At 47.6% G+C, this 18663-nt stretch carries 18 protein-coding genes; 11 read left to right on the top strand and 7 right to left on the bottom strand.

Translation table 11 applies throughout. The annotated features are described in order from the left end of the window. Nucleotides 1-239: 239 nt before the first annotated feature. Together DYP60_RS10535 and DYP60_RS10530 are read left to right on the top strand one after the other, a co-directional pair. Complete coding sequence (locus DYP60_RS10535; protein ID WP_117330975.1) at nt 240-971, top strand: HAD family hydrolase; 732 nt, start codon at nt 240-242, stop codon at nt 969-971. Then, the gene (locus DYP60_RS10530; protein WP_117330974.1) at nt 959-1903 is read left to right on the top strand and encodes a DMT family transporter; all 945 of its coding nucleotides are present in this window, start codon (nt 959-961) and stop codon (nt 1901-1903) included. The genes DYP60_RS10535 and DYP60_RS10530 overlap by 13 nt, the downstream gene beginning before the upstream one ends. On the opposite strand, the gene DYP60_RS10525 is transcribed toward DYP60_RS10530, so the two are convergent. The 6 genes from DYP60_RS10525 to DYP60_RS10505 all read right to left on the bottom strand — a co-directional run bounded on the left by DYP60_RS10525 (nt 1876) and on the right by DYP60_RS10505 (nt 8224). Further along, on the bottom strand, nt 1876-3741 hold the full coding sequence (locus DYP60_RS10525) for an ABC transporter ATP-binding protein (protein WP_117330973.1): 1866 nt from the start codon (nt 3739-3741) through the stop codon (nt 1876-1878). The genes DYP60_RS10530 and DYP60_RS10525 overlap by 28 nt on opposite strands. Then, nucleotides 3738-5468 carry an ABC transporter ATP-binding protein gene (locus tag DYP60_RS10520; RefSeq protein WP_117330972.1) on the bottom strand — a complete coding sequence of 577 codons (1731 nt, stop codon included), beginning with the start codon at nt 5466-5468 and terminating at the stop codon, nt 3738-3740. Before DYP60_RS10520 ends, DYP60_RS10525 begins: the two co-directional genes overlap by 4 nt. A 63-nt stretch (nt 5469-5531) precedes the next feature. Continuing rightward, on the bottom strand, nt 5532-5768 hold the full coding sequence (locus tag DYP60_RS14035) for a MarR family transcriptional regulator (protein ID WP_133299333.1): 237 nt from the start codon (nt 5766-5768) through the stop codon (nt 5532-5534). Beyond that, on the bottom strand, nt 5755-6003 hold the full coding sequence (locus DYP60_RS14030) for a hypothetical protein (protein ID WP_133299332.1): 249 nt from the start codon (nt 6001-6003) through the stop codon (nt 5755-5757). Before DYP60_RS14030 ends, DYP60_RS14035 begins: the two co-directional genes overlap by 14 nt. 107 nt (nt 6004-6110) lie before the next feature. Next, nucleotides 6111-7682, bottom strand: coding sequence for a glucose-6-phosphate isomerase (locus DYP60_RS10510; RefSeq protein WP_117330970.1), 1572 nt, complete (start codon nt 7680-7682; stop codon nt 6111-6113). A 71-nt stretch (nt 7683-7753) separates the two neighbouring features. Next, a complete protein-coding gene (locus DYP60_RS10505) occupies nt 7754-8224 on the bottom strand; it encodes an arginine repressor (protein WP_117330969.1) in 471 nt (156 codons plus the stop codon). Between the two features lie 163 nt (nt 8225-8387). Between DYP60_RS10505 and DYP60_RS10500 the strand changes: the two genes are divergently transcribed. From DYP60_RS10500 to DYP60_RS10485, 3 genes are all read left to right on the top strand, one after another. After that, entirely contained in the window at nt 8388-8939 is a 552-nt protein-coding gene (locus DYP60_RS10500) for a LemA family protein (RefSeq protein ID WP_117330968.1), read from the top strand. Then, nucleotides 8939-10801: a DUF2207 domain-containing protein gene (locus DYP60_RS10495; protein ID WP_117330967.1), complete on the top strand. Its 1863-nt coding sequence runs from the start codon at nt 8939-8941 to the stop codon at nt 10799-10801. Before DYP60_RS10500 ends, DYP60_RS10495 begins: the two co-directional genes overlap by 1 nt. A gap of 174 nt (nt 10802-10975) precedes the next feature. Beyond that, nucleotides 10976-11188 (top strand): DUF1653 domain-containing protein, encoded by a 213-nt coding sequence (locus DYP60_RS10485; protein WP_117330965.1) that lies wholly within the window; start codon nt 10976-10978, stop codon nt 11186-11188. A 16-nt stretch (nt 11189-11204) separates the two neighbouring features. Here DYP60_RS10485 and DYP60_RS10480 read toward each other — a convergent pair whose 3' ends face one another. Continuing rightward, nucleotides 11205-11483, bottom strand: coding sequence for an RNA recognition motif domain-containing protein (locus DYP60_RS10480; RefSeq protein WP_117330964.1), 279 nt, complete (start codon nt 11481-11483; stop codon nt 11205-11207). A gap of 272 nt (nt 11484-11755) precedes the next feature. Between DYP60_RS10480 and DYP60_RS10475 the strand changes: the two genes are divergently transcribed. From DYP60_RS10475 to secF, 6 genes are all read left to right on the top strand, one after another. Continuing rightward, complete coding sequence (locus DYP60_RS10475; protein ID WP_117331035.1) at nt 11756-12424, top strand: diacylglycerol/polyprenol kinase family protein; 669 nt, start codon at nt 11756-11758, stop codon at nt 12422-12424. Beyond that, complete coding sequence (locus DYP60_RS10470) at nt 12421-13299, top strand: DUF92 domain-containing protein (protein ID WP_117330963.1); 879 nt, start codon at nt 12421-12423, stop codon at nt 13297-13299. Before DYP60_RS10475 ends, DYP60_RS10470 begins: the two co-directional genes overlap by 4 nt. Before the next feature lie 115 nt (nt 13300-13414). Next, nucleotides 13415-15046, top strand: coding sequence for a chaperonin GroEL (groL, locus tag DYP60_RS10465; protein WP_117330962.1), 1632 nt, complete (start codon nt 13415-13417; stop codon nt 15044-15046). Nucleotides 15047-15227: 181 nt separating this feature from the next. Continuing rightward, nucleotides 15228-15677: a preprotein translocase subunit YajC gene (gene yajC / locus DYP60_RS10460; RefSeq protein ID WP_117330961.1), complete on the top strand. Its 450-nt coding sequence runs from the start codon at nt 15228-15230 to the stop codon at nt 15675-15677. A 27-nt stretch (nt 15678-15704) separates the two neighbouring features. After that, nucleotides 15705-17432 carry a protein translocase subunit SecD gene (gene secD / locus DYP60_RS10455; protein ID WP_117330960.1) on the top strand — a complete coding sequence of 576 codons (1728 nt, stop codon included), beginning with the start codon at nt 15705-15707 and terminating at the stop codon, nt 17430-17432. Continuing rightward, a complete protein-coding gene (gene secF, locus DYP60_RS10450; protein WP_117330959.1) occupies nt 17433-18626 on the top strand; it encodes a protein translocase subunit SecF in 1194 nt (397 codons plus the stop codon). It abuts the gene before it with no gap. The last annotated feature ends 37 nt before the right edge of the window (nt 18627-18663 follow it).

Genomic DNA, 18663 nt, shown 5'->3' with positions numbered 1-18663 from the left:
AAAAGGAAAATTAAAAAAATGTAAAAACTTTAAAAACCCTCTTGATTAAAATATTAGTTATGTACTATTGTCTGTTTCAGAAAGAGAACGACATGCTTCTGCACCCGTTGGGTCGGTTAGCAACGAAATCGGATTTTTTCTAACCTCCTTTTGTTCCCCCTAGGGTTTAACCTCCTTTTCCCTGGGGGGTTTTTCTATTCATTGACGCCTTCCTGTAAAGAGCGTATCATCTGCGAACAATGACACAACAACCTATCAATACAATACTCTTTGACCTTGATGGCACCTTGTTGCCGCTTGATCAAGATCAATTCATCCAAGACTACTTCTCTCGTTTTGTGAGAAAGGGACAGGACCTTGGCTATGCATCTGAGATGCTTGCCATTGCATTGCAGAGCGGTATTACCGCCATGGTCCAGAATGATGGAACCTTAACAAACAAGGAACGATTCGACCTGGTCTTCGAAGAGGTCAGTGGAATCGATGCAGAAGAATTCAATGAACGCTTTGCTTCATTCTATGAACATGAGTTTGGTTTCTTGAAGCGTCATGCAACTCCCTCCCCATTGGCAAGGGAGATTGTGCATGAGGTGAAGGAGAAAGGGTACACCGTCGTACTGGCCACCACTCCGCTCTTTCCTTGGCAGGGAACCAAAGCACGCATTGATTGGGCAAGCCTGGATTCGTCTCAATTCTCTTTGGTGACCACCTATGAAGATTTTCACCATGCCAAGCCAAATCTCGGATACTACCGTCAGATACTACAGCAGATTGGAAAGGAAGCTTCTTCTTGTCTTATGGTCGGCAACGATGTTGAAGAAGATATGGTTGCCCAGACCTTGGGTATGGAGGTGTATCTGGTTACTGATTGCTTGATAAACAGTACCAATAAATCAACTGCCAGCTACCGTACTGGTTCCCTACAGGAATTGGCGATTTTTTGTAAGGAGCTTCCCCCATGCAACCATTGAAACCGTCACCCTTGAGCCGTCCCTTGATCGCTTCCCTGCTTGCCAGTCTCTGCGCAATCCTATGGGGTAGTGCCTATCCTTCAATAAAGTTGGGGTATGAATTGTTCCTGGTTGGTCCTGATGATACTGCTGCAAAGGTGGCATTTGCAGGTCTTCGGTTCACGTTTGCCGGACTACTCGTACTGCTCTTCAGATTTTTCCAACAAGGAGAGAAACAACGCTTCAGGACATTGGAGGGCAAGTCTTGGGTTCAGATTCTCATGCTTGGATTGTTACAGACTGCCATTTATTCTATCTTTTTCTACATTGGAGTCTCCTATACCACCGGTGCCAAGAGTTCGATTCTGAGCTCCTCTTCAGTATTTTTCAGTGCATTGCTTGCACACTGGGTATATGCAAATGACCACATCAATAAGAGGAAGGGCTTAGGTATCTTACTAGGGTTCTTATCGGTGGTCATGGTGAACTTTGAGCCCAATCTGGGGATTACTTTCTCCTTAAAAGGAGAGGGATTCGTGGTAATTGCTGCCTTTCTCACCAGTGCAGGGGCACTGTACAGCAAACGGGTAAGCAGGAGGATAGATTCGGTACTACTTACCAGCATGCAACTCTTCCTTGGTGGTCTCATCTTGCTCGCACTGGCATTGACACAGGGAGCATCCTTTCCCACCAGTACGCTTGCAGGATATGTCTTGTTGTTGTATATGGCTTCGCTGAGTGCAATTACATTCTCCATATGGACAATGTTGCTTCAACACAACAAAGTGAGTTCCATCACGGTATTCTATTTCCTTATACCTGTAGCAGGAACATTTCTTTCTGCATTGTTCTTAGGAGAGTCGATTTTCCGTTTGCAATATCTTTTGGCACTTCCCTTGGTAGTTGCAGGTATTGTCTTGGTGGCCTACTCCAGTTCAAAAACACCAGTATAGAGACGGTAGTACTGACCCCCAAGAGCCATGAGCTCTGCATGGGTTCCCCTCTCAATGATTTCTCCCATTTGCAACACCATGATGACATCGGCGTTGTGAATGGTCGAGAGCCGGTGGGCGATAACAAATACCGTTCTGCCTTCCATGAGGGCGTCCATCCCTTTCTGAACCACTTCCTCTGTATGGGTATCGATGCTGCTGGTTGCTTCATCAAGCACGAGGACAGGGGGGTCGGCCACAATGGCACGTGCAATGGAGATGAGCTGTCGCTGTCCCTGCGAGAGCGTGGAACCATCGCCGCTGAGTTGCGTTTGATACCCTTGGGGAAGGTGTGCAATGAAGGAGTCGGCATTGGCCAATTTTGCTGCCTTGATCACCTCTTCATCGCCTGCTTCCAGATTGCCATAGCGGATGTTATCCATGACCGTTCCACTGAAGAGATGAACATCCTGCAGTACTACACCCAGTGAGCGTCGTAGATCAGCCTTGCATATCTTGTTGATATTGATTCCATCGTAGCGAATCTTACCATCAGCAATATCGTAGAAGCGATTGATCAGATTAGTGATGGTGGTCTTGCCAGCACCGGTAGCACCGACCAAGGCGATTTTCTGCCCAGGTTCTGCGTGAATGGTAATGTTCTTGAGCACCAAGGTCTCTTCGGTGTACCCAAAGTCTACACCGGTGAGGGAGACCTGACCTTTCAACTCAGTGAGTGTTCCTGTACGGGGATCTTTCCAAGCCCACCGTTCATTTCTCTCAGGTGTCTCTTCCCCTGTCTCTGAGAGATTGACCAAGGTGATGAATCCCTCGTCTCCTTCCGGTTCCTCATCAAGCAAGGCGAAGATACGTTTGGTTCCTGCCAGTGCCATCACGACGGCATTCAGTTGGTTCGCCATCTGGTTGATTGGCATGTTGATCGTCCTGCTTAACTGAAGGAAGGCAGCGATGATTCCCAGGGTTAATGCCCCTATGCCATTAATTGCCAATATTCCTCCAACAATTGCGACCAGGACGTACTGGATGTAACTGATGTTGCCCATAATCGGCATGAGTATGTTGGCAAACCGGTTTGCATTGAATGCATGGTTGTTCATTTCTTCATTCAATACATCAAAGCGTTCTTTGGCTTTCTGCTCATAGGTGAAGACCTTGATGATCTTCTGTCCATTGATCATCTCTTCTATATAGCCGTTGGTTTTTCCGATTGACTTCTGTTGCTCAACAAAGTGTGCGCCACTTTTTCCTGCAACAAAAGAGGAGATTTTCAGCATTATCGCAAGTGAGAATAGGACAACCAGTGTCAGTTGCCAGCTAGTAAAAAGCATGGCAAAGAAGATAGCCAATACCGTGATGATTGAGTTGACGAAGTTCGGGATTGATTGACTTACCATCTGCCTGAGTGTATCAGTATCGTTGGTATACAGACTCATCAGATCCCCGTGGGATTTGGTGTCGAAGAACTTGATTGAAAGCTTCTGCATATGGATGAACATTCCATCACGAAGAGTTTTCAAGGTTCCTTGGGCTATGGTGATCATCAAACGGTTGTACATAAATGTTGCAATGACACCTGCAGCATAAATCGCTGCCATCACCAGAAGTGCCTGTATCAGCGGGGCAAAGGAGGCGGTTTCAGGGTTTTGTGCCATCGGTACGATATAGGTATCGATCAAGATTCGCAGGAATAATGATCCCGCAACTGATGCAAGAGCACTGACAAGGATACAGACCAAGACAACGAGAAAGCGTAGCTTGTATGGTACAAAGATGTAGGTGAAAAGACGTTTCAAGGTTGGCCAATCGAATGTAAGCATTTTGGAGTTTGGCTTGTTCATGCTCGTTCCTCCTTATGCATCTGGCTGCAATACATCTCCTTGTATTGGGAACAATGATCCATCAGCTCTTGGTGGGTACCTACATCGTGAATTCTTCCATCATCGAGCATGATGATCTTGTCAGCATCCATTACCGAGGTTACTCGCTGCGCAATAATAATTTTCGTGGTTTCAGGTAGCTCATGCAGCAAGCCTTCCCTGATGGCAGCATCTGTTTTGGTGTCAACAGCGCTGGTTGAGTCATCAAATATGAGGATTTTTGGATACTTAAGCAATGCCCGTGCAATGCACAGCCTCTGTTTCTGCCCTCCAGATACATTGGATCCATCCTGTTCAATGTAGGTCTCATATCCATTTGGAAATTGCTGTATGAATCCATCGGCCTGGGCAATGCGGCAAGCCCATCTCAGCTCCTCATCACTAGCATGTTCATTACCCCAACGAAGATTTTCTGCTATGGTCCCACTGAAAAGAAGGTTCTTCTGCAGTACCATGCCGACCTCCTTCCTAAGACTTTCCAGTGTATAGTCCCGTACATCCACCCCTCCAACCTTTACCGAACCGCTGAAGGTATCATACAGTCGTGGAATCAACTGGACGAGGGAGCTTTTCGCACTACCGGTAGGTCCTAGGATGCCGATGGTTTGTCCACTGGCAATATCGAGGTTGATGTCACAGAGACAACACTTTTCCTTGGTTTTGGTATAACTGAAGTAGACATGGGAAAAAGAAACCGAACCGTCGGCTACTTTGGTGATAGCATCCTTTTGCTCAGCCAGATCACTCTGTTCGGTAAGAACTTCCTCAATTCGTACTGCGGAGGCCCTGCTGATGGTAATCATAACCACAACCATGGAGAGCATCATCAGGCTCATGAGAATCTGGGAAGTGTAGGTGATGAAGCTCATCAACTCCCCTGCGGTCATGGAGGAGGAGACAATCAATCGGGCTGCAATATAGCTGATAGAAAGGAGGCTGAGGTACATCATCCCCTGCATCAGGGGACTGCTATAGGCGATGATTTTCTCGGCCTTGCTGAAATCATTATAGATGTCAGTAGATACAACACCAAACTTCTGTACCTCATATGCTTCCCTGACAAATGATTTAACCACCCTGATTCCCCGGATATTTTCCTGAACCACTGTATTGAGCCGATCATAGGTCTTGAATACCCGAGTAAAGATGGGGTAGGCAGCCTTGATCAGGAAGAAGAGCCCAATAGCCAGCAGCGGGAGTGCGACGAGATATACCAAGCTCAAGGTCTTGTTTATGGACACCGCCATAAAGAAGGCAAACACAAGCATGCCCGGACTGCGTACTGCTATTCGGATGATCATCTGATAAGCACGCTGTACATTGGTGACGTCGGTGGTAAGTCGGGTCACCAGGCTGCTGGTAGAAAATTTGTCGATATTGGAAAATGAGAAATCTTGTGTGTGATGGTACAGTTTCTTTCGTACATTCTTTGCAAATCCAGTAGATGCTTTAGCAGCATAGTGGCCTGAGAGTACCCCAAAAAGGAGTGCTACTGATGCGCAGAGAAGGAGCAAGAGACCCCATTTGAGGATTTCATCAAAATTCCCTGCATCAATACCTCGGTCTATGAGAAACGCCATGAGAAAGGGAATAATGACATCCATGATTACTTCCAAAGTAACAAATACCATAGTGAGGATGGTTGGACGCCGATATCCTACTGTCAGTTTTCGTAGTTCTGCAAACATATTATTTCCAAATTCCTTCTGATTTGATCAGTAATTGTGAAGAACTGCGCTCGTTGTTCTTTTCTAGGGCATTGAATCATTGCTGTCTCTCTCAGGACCACCTGCTTCTTCCGTTCCTTTCCTCAGGATTAAGCCATCTCGTTCCATTCCCTTGAGCATATTGGCTATGGTTGAACGATGGATACTCAATTGCTGTTGCAATTCGCTTTGCAGTAAACAGATTTTCTTATAATGAGCGAAATACCCAAGAAGGCGACTTTGCACAACAGTGCCGTTGCACTCATCTTCAAGGTTCACCATCGTCGTCATGCTCCCCTGGAGGAGCTGTGAGAGTGTCTTTATTCCCCAACGGAGCGAGAGGAAAGGAATCAGCAGGAAGGTTCCTCTCTGGAGCGAGTGCCGGGAAAGCAAGGTGAGATACCCCGTCCCTTGGGGCGGAAAAGGAGGCAACGCCTCCTGAGTCCAGGGCTGCCCTGGGGTATTGATACCTTTCATTGTATGGCCGATCTGTCGTTGTTCTTTTTTCAATCTTCACACTTTATTGTTGAGTTTATAACAATAGTACTTATCTCTTCCTTCATAGGCAAGCAGGATACGTGAGGAATAATTCGGCCCCCAATCGGGGGCCGAGGAGAGGATGTGTTACAGAAGGCCGATAAAGGATTCGAGTACCTCGTCTCCTTCACAGCCATTGAGAACCTTGGTTGCGAGTACCTTTCCCAATTGGACCCCTTCCTGGTCGAAACTATTGAGATTCCAGATGAATCCTTGGAACATCACCTTATTCTCATAGTGTGCCAACAAGGAACCCAAGACCGAAGGGTTAAGCTGTTTTGCGTAGAGCAAGCTGCTTGGTCGGTTTCCACAGAACTGCTTATTAGGATTCGTATCATCCTTTCCACGTGCAAAGGCTACAATCTGGGCGACCAGATTGGCATTGAGCTTTTCTTGGCTGCTCGAACCTTCCACCTGAATATCCTTCTCATACTGGGAAACAGAGAATCCAATGAACTGCAGAGGAACGATATCGGTCCCTTGGTGCAGCAACTGGTAGAAGGAGTGTTGTCCATTGGTCCCAGGCTCGCCAAAAATAACAGGTCCGGTGGGATAGGAGAGTGTCTCACCATCACGGTTTACATGCTTTCCATTGCTCTCCATGTCAAGTTGTTGCAAGTGTGCTGGGAAGCGGCTCAATGCCTGTGAGTAGGGTAGAATGGCAGTACTGGGATAGTGAAGGACGTTGCGCAGGTAGACACCGAGCAGTGCATCAAGCAAGGCAGCATTTTCGCTGATTTTTGGGGATTGTGCTGCCAAGTCAGCTTGATGGGCACCCTCAAGGAACAACTGTACCGTTTCGAAGCCGTAGGCCAAGGAGAGAATGACAGCCCCTACTGCACTGGTGGAGCTGTACCTTCCTCCAATATAGTCATCGATGAAAAAGGCATCGAGTACAGAGGATGAGGATGCAAGTGGACTGCTCTTGCTGGTTACTGCAACCATATGGGCAGAAGGGTCTATTCCTGTAATGCCACTTTTCTTGATGGCTTCAATGACCAAATCTCGGTTGGTCAGAGTTTCCAGTGTCGTCCCACTCTTGGAAACCAAGATGAAGAGCGTACGCTCCAAATCTAGCTGTTCGATTACAGCCTGTGCATCATCAGGGTCGACATTGCTGATGAATTGGGCATTCAACTGCTCAATACCCTCTCTTGTACACCACCCCTTCAAGGCCAGATAGATGGCTCTTGGCCCTAGGTCGCTTCCCCCGATTCCTATCTGGACAACGGTGGTAAACCGTTTTCCCGTTGAACCTACAATGGTTCCACTTCGAACTGCATCGGAAAAGGTCTTGATCCTGGAAAGTTGCTCTCGGTAGAAAGCTCCTTTGTCTTCACCGTCAGCTTCTACAGTTTTTCCTACTTGGCCACGGGTGAGATGGTGCAGCACAAGGCGATTCTCTCCGGTATTCATGACGTTTCCATCAACGAGCGCTTGGTACTTCTGGGTAAGTTGGAGTTCGTCACTCAACTGTTGTAGGACCGAAAGATGGTGTTCATCAATTGGCATTGCCGCATAGTTGTACATCAGTGTATCACTGGCTTTGACCTGGTAGGTTTTGATGCGCTCAGGATTCAGGACTTGTCTTAGGTCACTTGCCTCGAGAGCTCCCAGAGTTTTGAAAGCCGTACTTGTATCGAGATTTTTGTATGTCATTGTGGTTGCTCCTTATGGTAGATGAAAGCCCCTCCATTGTAAGCGGAGGGGCGTTTCTAGGCAAGGTATGATTACTCTTCTATGTCGGGGATGCGTGTCTTGAAGCTCTCCTGCAGATCTTCCTTGGTCATCCCTTCTCGGAGGATGACAAAGATGGTGTCATCACCGGCCAAGGTTCCAAGAATCTCAGGGATTGCCAGCACATCCAAGGCAATACCGACCGAATTGGCATGTCCCGGTCTGGTCTTGATGACACCGAAGTTTCCTGAAAATTCTATGGACAGGATTCCTCTTCGTACATCTTGAATGTAGCTCTTCTCTGATTCACTGATTAAGTCATTTTCCGGCAAACTATAGTAGTAGCCTGACCAACCGTCGGAAATTTTTCCGACCTTGAGCATCTTCAAATCGCGGGATAACGTAGCCTGTGTAACTGTATACCCCTCGGTTTTAAGCATCTCCAGCAGCGTATCCTGGTTGTCGATCCTATTATTCTTGATAAGTTCTTTGACGACCGCCAACCGGTTGTGTCGTTCCCTCATGGTTTGGATTCTCCTGGAATGGAATATTTATGCGTTTTACACGAATAAAGATACAGTACAATCGCTTCCATTGCAAGCTTCATAGCTTCTTTTTGTCGAACTCTTGACCGGAGCTTCCGCATATTGCATGCTACACATTAGTATGGAGTAAGGAGAGGATTGTATGACAATTGCCTATCTATTGATTGCAGTGGTGCTTCTGCTTGTCTTGTATGGGATTAGTATCTATAACCGGTACGTTCGGCTACGAAATCAGGCTGAAGAAGCAGAGTCGGCAATTGATGCCCACCTTAAACAGCGCTATGACCTAGTACCTAATCTTGTTGAGACGGTGAAAGGGTATGCCAAGCATGAGGAAGAGACGTTGCGAAAGGTCATTGAGGCAAGGAATATGGCGATGAATGCAACGGGAATGGTAGACAAGAATGAGGCAAATAATGCCTTCAGTTCCACCCTTAAATCTCTGTTTGCCCTCAGTGAGGCATATCCTGACTTGAAGGCAAACCAAGGATTTTTGGACCTCCAAGCTCAGCTGCAGAAGATTGAAGAACAATTGTTGGGCGCTCGTAAGTACTACAACGCCATTATCAAGCAATTGAACACCATTTGTGAGGTATTCCCTTCTTCGATCATAGCTTCCATGGCACATTTCTCTAAGAAACCCTATTTGGAAATCGAGGAGGAGGCCAGAGCTCGTGTAGAGGTGAAGTTTTAATGGTAAAAAAACCACTGTTGTTGCTATGGGTTGTCTCTTTCACTCTGGTGCTATTGCCTGCAGTGGACTATCAATTTGAGTCATATGATTTACAAGTTGATGTAAGACTGGATAATAGTTACGCAGTGCAGGAACACATTGTTGTTGATTTCTCTTCTCCTCGACATGGTATCTACCGGGAAATACCGGTTCTCTTTGGTCGACAGAACGTGAAGCTCACCAACCTTGAGGCCAACGTGCCGATTGTTAGGGACTCGGTTTCCTCTGGGTATGCCACGTTCCGTCTTGGATCGGAGAACAGGACAGTGACAGGTATCCAGGAGTACCAGATCAGGTATGACTACGCCATCGGTGACGACAGAAACGATGAATATGATGAGTTTTACTACAATATTGTAGGGGTAGGGTGGCAAGCTCCCATACAGCATGTTTCCTTTACCGTGAACTTACCCAAACCTATTGATCGTTCCCTGGTCTTTCTTACCGGGGGAACATATGGATCCACTGCACAACGTGGAAGTTTTTCCATTAGTGCTGATGGAAAAACAATAACAGGGGAAGCGAATGACCTGTACCCAGGAGAAGCACTTACCCTACGGGTGCAGATGGATGAGGGATACTATTCTGATGTGCGCCCTTTTATAGATTTCACCATTCCTGCATCAATCTTTGCCATCTTGGTTGCATTTGCTGCCACAGTGCATGCTACATTCCTTTTCCGCCGCTATGGAAAAGAGGAGCTCTTTGTTCCTGTAGTGCGTTTTGATCCTCCAGAGGATCTTTCTCCGATGGAAGTGGGTTATTTGGCCGATGGGGTAGTTGATAACAAAGATCTAACCAGCATGATTTTCTACTGGGCAGACCAAGGTTGCTTGACCATCAGCGAACTCAGCAAGAAGGAGTTCACCTTTACCAAGATCAAGGAGCCCGCTACCACCAAGGCACACGAAAAACATCTGTTTTCTGCACTGTTTGCCTGTGGGGATGGTACAGAAGTGACGCTCAAACAGTTGGAGAAAGGGACTTTCAGCAAAGATCTTGAGAAGGCAAAAACGGAGGTTCGTTCCTATTTCAAGGGAGAGCGGGAGCTTAGGGATGGAAAGGCAGAACGCAAGCGTATTGCTGCCATGTTGTATGGTGCCCTCTCGGTAGTTATGTTGGCGATTGCCTCTACAATATCCTACATTGGCACTGAAACGGTGGTGTTCTTGGTAGTTGGCTTCTCCAGCCTTGGCGTTTTTGCTTTGGTTGCCAGTCGCCTCAATGCCATCTGGGAGACTTCTTCCGCTTTCAAGAAGGGATTCAAGTTTTTCCTGCTTGGTGTCTCGGCAATCGTCCTCTTTGGATTTGCTTTTTTGTTCATGAATTCCGTATTTGGACATGGTGTCTTCTACTCGGTAGTCATGGCGTTATTCCTTGTTGCTATTCCTGCGTATCTCGGATTCCTGGCCATCGTTACAGGAAAACGCAGTACGTATGCCCAGAAGAAACTTGAGGAGATTGTGGGATATCGCGAATTCATAAGCAAGGTGGAAATGGACAAGCTGAAAATGATGATCGACAGCGACCCATCACTGTTCTACCACGTCCTCAGCTATGCTATCGTGCTTGGGTTGGAAGATGTCTGGGCAAAAAAGTTCGCAAAAATAGCGCTCGCTGAGCCGCAGTGGTATATGGGGAACCGGCCGATTAGAAATGCACTGTTCTATAGTGCACTAAGCCATAGGATGCATACCAGTGTCATGGAAAAGGCAGTATATGCACAGGCAAAGAGTGGTTCTCGATCCCCCATCCACTCCTCGTTTGGCTCCAGTGGATTCTCTGGCGGCGGTTTTGGCGGTGGAGGCGGTGGGGCATGGTAGTTCCCCAGCAGATACAAAGGGGATGGTATCGTCATTCCCCAACGGAGCGAGAGGAAAGGAATCAGAAGGAAGGTTCCTCTCTGGGGCGAGTGCCGGGAAAGCAAGGTGAGATACCTCGTCCTTTGGGGCGGAAAAGGAGGCAACGCCTCCTGAGTCCAGGGCTTGCCCTGAGGTATTGATACCTTTCATTTCAAGGGAGGCTTGTACCAAGTGGTGGACACGGTCATTGAGAGTGAATTGCTCTCCACCATGGTGCTGTACCGCCCAAATGACAGTAATTACTTGTGGGTTCGTCCCTATCAGATGTTCACCTCAGAAGTTACACGTGATGGGGTAACCTACCAGACTAAAAAAACGGAGCCATTTTGGCTCCGTTCCCGTTACTGAATCATGGTGGTTTGGCTTAGTGGTGATAACTGCCGTGTGCCGGTCTGGGTTTTGCGATTGCTTCATTTACACGAAGGTTTCGCCCACCGAAATCCTTGCCATCCAGCTCGGATATCGCAGCATCGGCAGATGCATCCTCTTCCATTTCCACGAAGGCGAACCCTTTGGGGCGTCGGGTTTCGCGGTCAATGATGATATTGGCACTGAGTACAGTACCGTACTGTGCGAACAGGTCCCGAAGTTCTTCTTCGGTTGTCCGGTAACTCATGTTTCCGACATAAATTTTCTTGGCCATTCAAAGCATCCTTCACAGGCAGAGCCTGTCATTCAATATTGCTTCATGTGGCGCAGTCTTGAACTCTTACCTGTCTGCGGGAGCGATTCAGTAACGCACGCGTGCGAACATTTAGGAATTACGTATCAGCTGCAACACAAAACCGAAAGCACTCAAACGGTATCACGGCCCATTTTAGCTGTCAATTATCACACGCACCCAAAAGGATAAATTGCCTCCTGCAAGCCAAGGGGTTCTTGCATTTATCGAATATTCTCAGCATGATGTCGGTTATGGATAACAATATACTTGGGTTGGCACTATCATTTTCTTTTTTGGCGCTCATCATCTTGGTAGGAATTATCTTGAAGCGGTACGCTTCAATCTCCAGTGAGGCGATGCGCAAGTTCGTACATATTGGTGTTTCGAATTGGTGGTTCATTGAAGTACAATTTTTTACTTCACTTTCCTTTGCTGTTATCGGCCCAATTCTCTTCATCATCCTGAACAGCTTGTTCACCTTCCTTGACTGGGGCAAATCCCTTGGAATGGATGACAAGAGGCGGAACTATGGGCTGATCTATTTCCCCGTTACCCTCCTCCTTCTAGTCATACTACAGTATCAAGGGGTTGTCTCCACTCTGGTTTGTAGTATTGCTGTGTTCGTCATGGGCTATGGTGATGGGCTCGCTGCCTTGGTAGGTTCCAAGTGGGGAAAGAAGAAGTTGCCGGTCCCCGGTATGATTAAGAGCTGGGCAGGTACCTTGACCATGGCTTCTGTCAGTACATTGGTCGCTCTCATCGGATTGGGCTTTTTCTCTGCGCTCTCATTTCCCGCTGTCCTGGGGATATCCTTGGTGGTTGGGCTCGTTGCAGCAGCAGCGGAGGCACTTACCCCGCTTGGCTTGGACAATATTACAGTCCCCTTTTCGGCAGTACTGATTCTAGGAGTGTTGCTATGATTGATTATGCGAATCTTGTACCTCCAACTGGGTCGCTCGCATCACTGTTCAATACATTCTTTTTTGCACTTCCCTTTGCTTTTTGGGTTTTGGTTGGTATCATGGCCGTGGTGGCGATTTCAAGTTATTTTACCAAACAGCTCACTCTAGGTGGGGCTGTTGCTGCTTTCCTTGTTGGGTTTGGCACCACCTGGATATTGGGTTTTGGTGGGTTGGCTACCCTTTTGCTTTTCTTTATTTCTGCCGGGGTATTGGGAAAGATTGCGAAGCGTTCCATAGCCTTCGATGTAATGAAAATTCATAAGAAGGGTGGTAGGCGTGACGCTTCCCAGGTCTATGCCAATGGGCTGATGGCGCTGGTCAGTGCCCTGCTCTATGCACTAGATCCCTCCATCCCTTTCTTGGTTATGTTTGGCGCCTCGGTGGGGGAGGCCGCAAGTGATACTTTTGCAGGTGAGGTTGGGATTCTTTCCAAGACAAAACCTGTTTCCATTCTCACTGGACGGTCCATGACTCCAGGTCTCAGCGGTGCGGTAAGCCCCCTTGGCCTTGCCAGTGGGTTGTTGGGAGCAATACTGATTGCGCTTTGTGTATGGGGGTGTTTTCTTCCTGTCACAGGGAAAAGTGTTCTGTATGTCTCGGTTATAGCGCTGAGTTCCTTTTTTGGATGTTTGCTTGATAGCGTCCTTGGGGCAACAGTCCAAGCCCATTACTATGATGAGGTCAATGACCGTATCACCGAGCATGCAGTTGTGGATGGAAGGATTCTTCCTCTCGAACGAGGGATTCGTTGGGTTGATAATGATGTTGTGAATCTGCTGAGCAATGTGGCTTCAGCCCTGTTTGGCATGTCGCTGACCCTGATAATAGGGTAATCTGTATTTTTTACTTGCTTCTCCGCATTTTTCTTTGTATTTTACATGTCGGTAGGCCAAAAGCGGTCTACTATGTGTAATCGCACCACATATTCTTTAAGTGAGGATATATAGTATGGCAAAACAATTGCAGTTCAATGAAGAGGCACGCAAGTCCCTAGTGGCTGGTGTTGAAAAGATCTCTCGCGCAGTAATGGCAACGCTTGGCCCGAAAGGTCGCCTGGTTGTTCTCGACAAGAAGTTCGGTGCTCCGACTGTCACGAAGGATGGTGTTTCTGTAGCACGCGAAATCGAGCTGGAGAATCCGTTTGAAAACATGGGCGCTCAACTTCTCAAGGAAGTCGCAACCAAGACCAATGATGTTGCAGGTGATGGTACCACCACCGCAACCGTTCTTGCCTGGTCCATTATCAAGGAAGGCATGAAAAGTGTGGCCGCAGGTGTGAATCCAATGGGTATTCGCCGTGGTATCGACAAGGCTGTAGCTGATGCCGTTGCCGAAATCAAGAAACAGGCCAAGATGATCAAGGACAAGGAAGAGATAGCACAGGTGGCTTCCATCAGTGCAAACAATGATCGCACCATTGGTGATGAGATTGCCAATGCAATGGAGAAGGTTGGTCTGGACGGAGTAATCACCGTTGAAGAGTCCAAGACCATTGAGACCACCACTGATTTCGTCGAAGGAATGCAGTTCGATCGTGGGTATCTCTCTGCATATTTCTGCAACAACCGTGACACCATGACCGCTCTTCTTGATGATCCCTTTATTCTTATTTATGACAAGAAGATCAGCAACATGAAAGAATTGCTTCCTGTGCTCGAGAAAGTTGCCCAGGCAAGCAAGCCTTTGCTCATCATCGCAGAGGATGTGGATGGGGAAGCTCTTGCAACATTGGTTGTTAACAGCGTCCGTGGCATCTTGAATGTAGTTGCTGTGAAGGCTCCTGGGTTCGGCGATCGTCGTAAGGCAATGCTTGAGGATATTGCTATTCTTACTGGTGGCGAGGTCATCAGTGAAGAGCTCGGTCTGAAGCTTGAGAATGCTGACCTTTCCCAGCTTGGACGGGCAAAGACCGTTAAGGTTGAGAAAGAGAATACCACGATTATCAACGGAAACGGAAAGCAGAGTGACATCAAGGATCGTATTGCACAGATCAAGGCCCAGATTGGGGATACTACCAGTGATTATGACCGCGAGAAGCTTCAAGAACGTTTGGCTAAACTCGCCGGTGGTGTTGCCGTTCTGAATGTCGGTGCTGCTACAGAAGTTGAGCTGAAAGAGAAGAAGCATCGTGTTGAGGATGCGCTTTCCGCTACTCGTGCAGCTATTGAGGAAGGCGTCATCCCAGGTGGTGGTGTTGCACTCATCCAGGCAGTTCAGGTAATGGACAAGATGGATATCTCCAAGTTCACTGAAGATGAACAGGTTGGATACAAGATTGTTCGCCGTGCTCTTGAGGAGCCGATTCGCCAGATTGCCCAGAATGCCGGGCTTGATGGTTCACTTATTGCCGACAAGTGTAAGCATGAGAAGCCGGGTATTGGCTATGATGCTGAAAGCGACAAGTGGGTAAACATGTCTGAGAGTGGTATCATCGACCCGGTGAAGGTCACCAGAAGTGCCTTGCAGAATGCTGCATCGATTGCTTCTTTGATCCTAACCACCGAGTGTGTTGTTACCGATATCCCAGAGCCTGCAGCTCCTGCAGCTCCAGGGCCTGAAGGGATGGGCGGGATGATGTAGTCCCAGAGCCTGCATGAGGGGTCGCTTTCTGGCGACCCTTTTTGCGTCTTATGGCTTTTGATGCTGAAACTTGACTAGTGGGTAGCGAACGTGCTACTTTAACCGGTACTTGGAAAATTGGATGCGAAGTTTTCTTCCGCCTCTTTTCTGCATCCGATTTTATGCAAAGTGAGGATTACCAATGCTTTCATTGATTAGTGTTATGGCAGCCCCTGAAACGGCCGGCGCCGCAGGTTCAACAACCGGTTCAATGATGACGACCTTTGTTACGTTTGGTCTCATTATTGTTATCTTCTATTTCTTGATTATCCGTCCGCAGAGGAAAAAGGACAAGGAGACCAAGGAGATGCTTTCCTCCATTAAGAAGGGGGATAAGGTTGTCTCCATCGGGGGTATCCATGGAACTGTTGTGGCGGTGAAAGAGACTACCGTGGTGGTCAAGGTTGACGACAACACACGTATGGAGTTCTCCAGAAATGCCATCAGTAGCATCATAAACAGAAAAGGTGATGGTGCAACTGCTTCCAGCAAGAAGAAGAGCAAAAAGGAAGAGCAGGTTTCTGCTCCTGAAGAGAGTGTTGAGGCTCCCGTAGAGGAAGTCTCCGCCGAAGCTGAGAAGAAAGACAAATAATTCTATAAAAGACATCTGGAGAGTATCATGAAAAAACGGAGTCGTCTGGTGGTCGTTCTGTTGGTTGTCTTGTTGTGCGGGTTCTTCCTATATCCCACGATTGCGTGGTATGGATTCGTACCACAGGACGCCAAAGAACTTGCAACAGGCTCAAATGTACAGATTAAGGAGTATTCCCGTGGACAGGCTTCACGTGATCTCCGTGCACTCAAGGAGTTGGTCGCTGATGACCCCCAGGCAGCCCTGCCTTCTGAATTCTCCTATTTGAAGGAGTATGCAAAGGAAAACTACAAGGCGATGAAGCGTTCAGTTCCCCGGAATTGGACTGTTGAAGCATTGTTTGCTGGGTTCTACAACGAGCAGGATATGTTCGATTCGGCCGAGTCCTACTATCGTACTTCATTGCTCGATCTGAAGGCTTTGGGAAACAAGGCTTTGCAACTGGGCTTGGACCTTAAAGGTGGTATGAGTATTCTGTTGGAGGCTGATGTTGCTGCCTATGAGGAAAAAATTGGCAAGGCCGCCTCTTCTGCTGAGATTTCTGAAGCAATTCACCAAGATATCGAGATTCTTGAGAAACGTATTGACCAGTTTGGTGTTAGTGAGCCAGTCATCCGGTTGCAAGGTGACGACCAGATTCTCATTGAAATTCCCGGTGCTGCAGACCCAGAACGTGTAAACTCCTTTCTCCGTGGCAAGGGTTCCCTTGTCTTTAAGATAGTTGACAACACACTAACCTCTGAGTTGAACGCTTATTATGCAGAGAATCCTTCTGAGGTCTATACCGACACCGGTGCTCTGAAGCAGCCTTCATTCCTGCCTGCTGGCAAGATTGCCGCTGGCTATTATGTCAGTGACGAGTATGGTATTGATGAGCTGGAAAGTTATGTAGTGATCGAGGAGGAGATTGGGCTTGACGGAATTCACCTTGAGAGTGCAACCACTGCAACCGATGGAATCACCGGTCGTCCAGTTGTCAACTTCAAGTTGGACAGCCTTGGAGGAGATATCTTCTACAAGCTGACATCCACCCATGTTGGAGACACCATGGCAGTAGTGATGGATGGCAAGGTAAAGGCTATGGCCACCATCAATGAGGGGATCAGGAGCAATGTGCAGATTTCCGGTTTCAATTCCGAGGAAGCAGCTGACCTTGCGATTGTTCTGCGGACCGCTGCGCTCCCCATCGAGTTGATTGTCAGCAGTCAGCAGGCTGTAGGTGCTACACTTGGTGAAGATGCCGTATCTGCCGGTTTGAAGGCTATTGCTGTTGGACTCGCTCTGGTAATGATTTTGATGTTTGCTTACTACCACGTTAGTGGCCTGGTTGCAGACCTCGCATTGCTGCTGAATATGTTCTTCATGATCAGTATTCTCTCTGCTTTCAATTTCACCCTGACCTTGACCAGCGTTGCCGGTCTTATCCTAACCTTGGGAATGGCTGTTGATACCAATGTCATCATCTTTGAGCGTATCAAGGAAGAGCGAAGGTTGGGCAAGAGTGATGTCGCATCAATTAAGGCAGGATTTGATAAAGCATTCTGGACCGTCATGGATGCAAACATAACTACAATCATTGCAGCTTTGGTTCTCTCCCAGCTCGGAAGTAGTTCAGTTAAGGGCTTTGCAAATACCCTTGCTATCGGTATTGTGAGCTCGGTATTTACTGCTCTGTTTGTTTCGCATCTCATCTTTGATGCGACCGTCGCCCAACGTGAGGGCAAGAAGCTACACATCAGCTGGAGGAAAAACTAAATGCTTAAGAAAGATATTCCTGTTATCAAGCTTCGCTGGTACGCCTGGGCTTTGGCTGTAGTCCTCCTGCTCGCCGGAGGTATCTCCTTCGTTATGATGGGTGGTTTCAACCTGGGTGTTGATTTTGAAAGTGGGTTGAGTCAAAGAATCCAGATAGCTCCCATTGGCTTGGAAGTTACCTATACTGGGAACAAGGATGCAGTCCTTGCTGTATCTGGTTCTGGCCTCACGCTTGAGATTCGGGGTGATGAAGGGGTTTCCAGTACCAACTTCAGTGCATCAAAGTATCCAACCGCACAAGATCTGGCAACAGCACTTGGCGCTGTGCAAAACATCAGTGTAACAGTTGTGGATGGTTCCTTGAAAACTTCCCAGTTGCTCAGTGGGTATGGATTCCCTGCAACACTCTCAGCTGAACCCACCAAACTGAATTTCCAAAGTAGTGGGAACACCAACATTGAGGATGTGCGCTCTGCTTTTGACTCATTGGGTAATGTACGTGTACAAACTGTCGGGATGGATGGAAGCCAGACGTTCCAGATTCGTCTTGGTATCAAGGAAGGTGCAACACAAGCTTCCATGGAAACTGAGGTGAAAGATGCGTTGGATGCAGCCTTTGGATCGGGCAACGTTGTGGTACTCCAGAGCGATTATATTGGACCTAAGTTCAGTGCAACGCTGCTCTCCAGTTCCATCCTTGCTATTGTGGTTGCAATGGCTTTGATCCTGCTTTATGTCTGGGTCAGATTCCGCTTTGCCTATGCAGTATCATCCCTGATCGCACTGGTGCATGATATTTTGATGATGCTTACAGTAATCACACTATTCCGCTTTGAGTTCTCTGGAATCACTGTTGCAGCACTGTTGACCATTATTGGATACTCACTGAACAATACGATTGTTATCTTCGACCGTATCCGTGAAAATGTTGCATTGTCACCGAACGCTTCGTTGTCTGTGAATATCAATCACAGTGTTACCCAGTCGTTGACAAGAACGGTTATGAGTGCAGTCACAACCTTGATTGCTATCATTCCGCTCGCAATCTTTGCTTCCGGTGACATCCAACTCTTCGCAGTGAAGATGGGCTTTGGTATTCTGTTTGGAACCTACTCATCCAACCTGCTGGCACCTGCGATGCTCTACTGGGTCAGCAATGCTCAGGCAAAGAGAAAAGCAAAGAAAGCAGAGTAACCTGTTCTATCTTGCAAGTCATACGCTGCCGCACTCT

This window comes from Sphaerochaeta halotolerans (assembly GCF_003429665.1).
In the GTDB taxonomy this organism is placed as follows: domain Bacteria; phylum Spirochaetota; class Spirochaetia; order Sphaerochaetales; family Sphaerochaetaceae; genus Sphaerochaeta; species Sphaerochaeta halotolerans.
This window is presented reverse-complemented; position numbering and strand designations above follow the sequence as displayed.

Coding starts and splice junctions, on each gene's coding strand:
- DYP60_RS10470 (WP_117330963.1), top strand. CDS start 12,421: ATGATTGATTATGCGAATCTTGTACCTCCAACTGGGTCGCTCGCATCA.
- DYP60_RS10525 (WP_117330973.1), bottom strand. CDS start 3,741: ATGAACAAGCCAAACTCCAAAATGCTTACATTCGATTGGCCAACCTTG.
- DYP60_RS10530 (WP_117330974.1), top strand. CDS start 959: ATGCAACCATTGAAACCGTCACCCTTGAGCCGTCCCTTGATCGCTTCC.
- groL (WP_117330962.1), top strand. CDS start 13,415: ATGGCAAAACAATTGCAGTTCAATGAAGAGGCACGCAAGTCCCTAGTG.
- yajC (WP_117330961.1), top strand. CDS start 15,228: ATGCTTTCATTGATTAGTGTTATGGCAGCCCCTGAAACGGCCGGCGCC.
- DYP60_RS10535 (WP_117330975.1), top strand. CDS start 240: ATGACACAACAACCTATCAATACAATACTCTTTGACCTTGATGGCACC.
- DYP60_RS10505 (WP_117330969.1), bottom strand. CDS start 8,224: ATGAGGGAACGACACAACCGGTTGGCGGTCGTCAAAGAACTTATCAAG.
- DYP60_RS10495 (WP_117330967.1), top strand. CDS start 8,939: ATGGTAAAAAAACCACTGTTGTTGCTATGGGTTGTCTCTTTCACTCTG.
- DYP60_RS14035 (WP_133299333.1), bottom strand. CDS start 5,768: ATGGTGAACCTTGAAGATGAGTGCAACGGCACTGTTGTGCAAAGTCGC.
- DYP60_RS10510 (WP_117330970.1), bottom strand. CDS start 7,682: ATGACATACAAAAATCTCGATACAAGTACGGCTTTCAAAACTCTGGGA.
- DYP60_RS10500 (WP_117330968.1), top strand. CDS start 8,388: ATGACAATTGCCTATCTATTGATTGCAGTGGTGCTTCTGCTTGTCTTG.
- secF (WP_117330959.1), top strand. CDS start 17,433: ATGCTTAAGAAAGATATTCCTGTTATCAAGCTTCGCTGGTACGCCTGG.
- DYP60_RS10475 (WP_117331035.1), top strand. CDS start 11,756: ATGGATAACAATATACTTGGGTTGGCACTATCATTTTCTTTTTTGGCG.
- secD (WP_117330960.1), top strand. CDS start 15,705: ATGAAAAAACGGAGTCGTCTGGTGGTCGTTCTGTTGGTTGTCTTGTTG.
- DYP60_RS10520 (WP_117330972.1), bottom strand. CDS start 5,468: ATGTTTGCAGAACTACGAAAACTGACAGTAGGATATCGGCGTCCAACC.
- DYP60_RS10480 (WP_117330964.1), bottom strand. CDS start 11,483: ATGGCCAAGAAAATTTATGTCGGAAACATGAGTTACCGGACAACCGAA.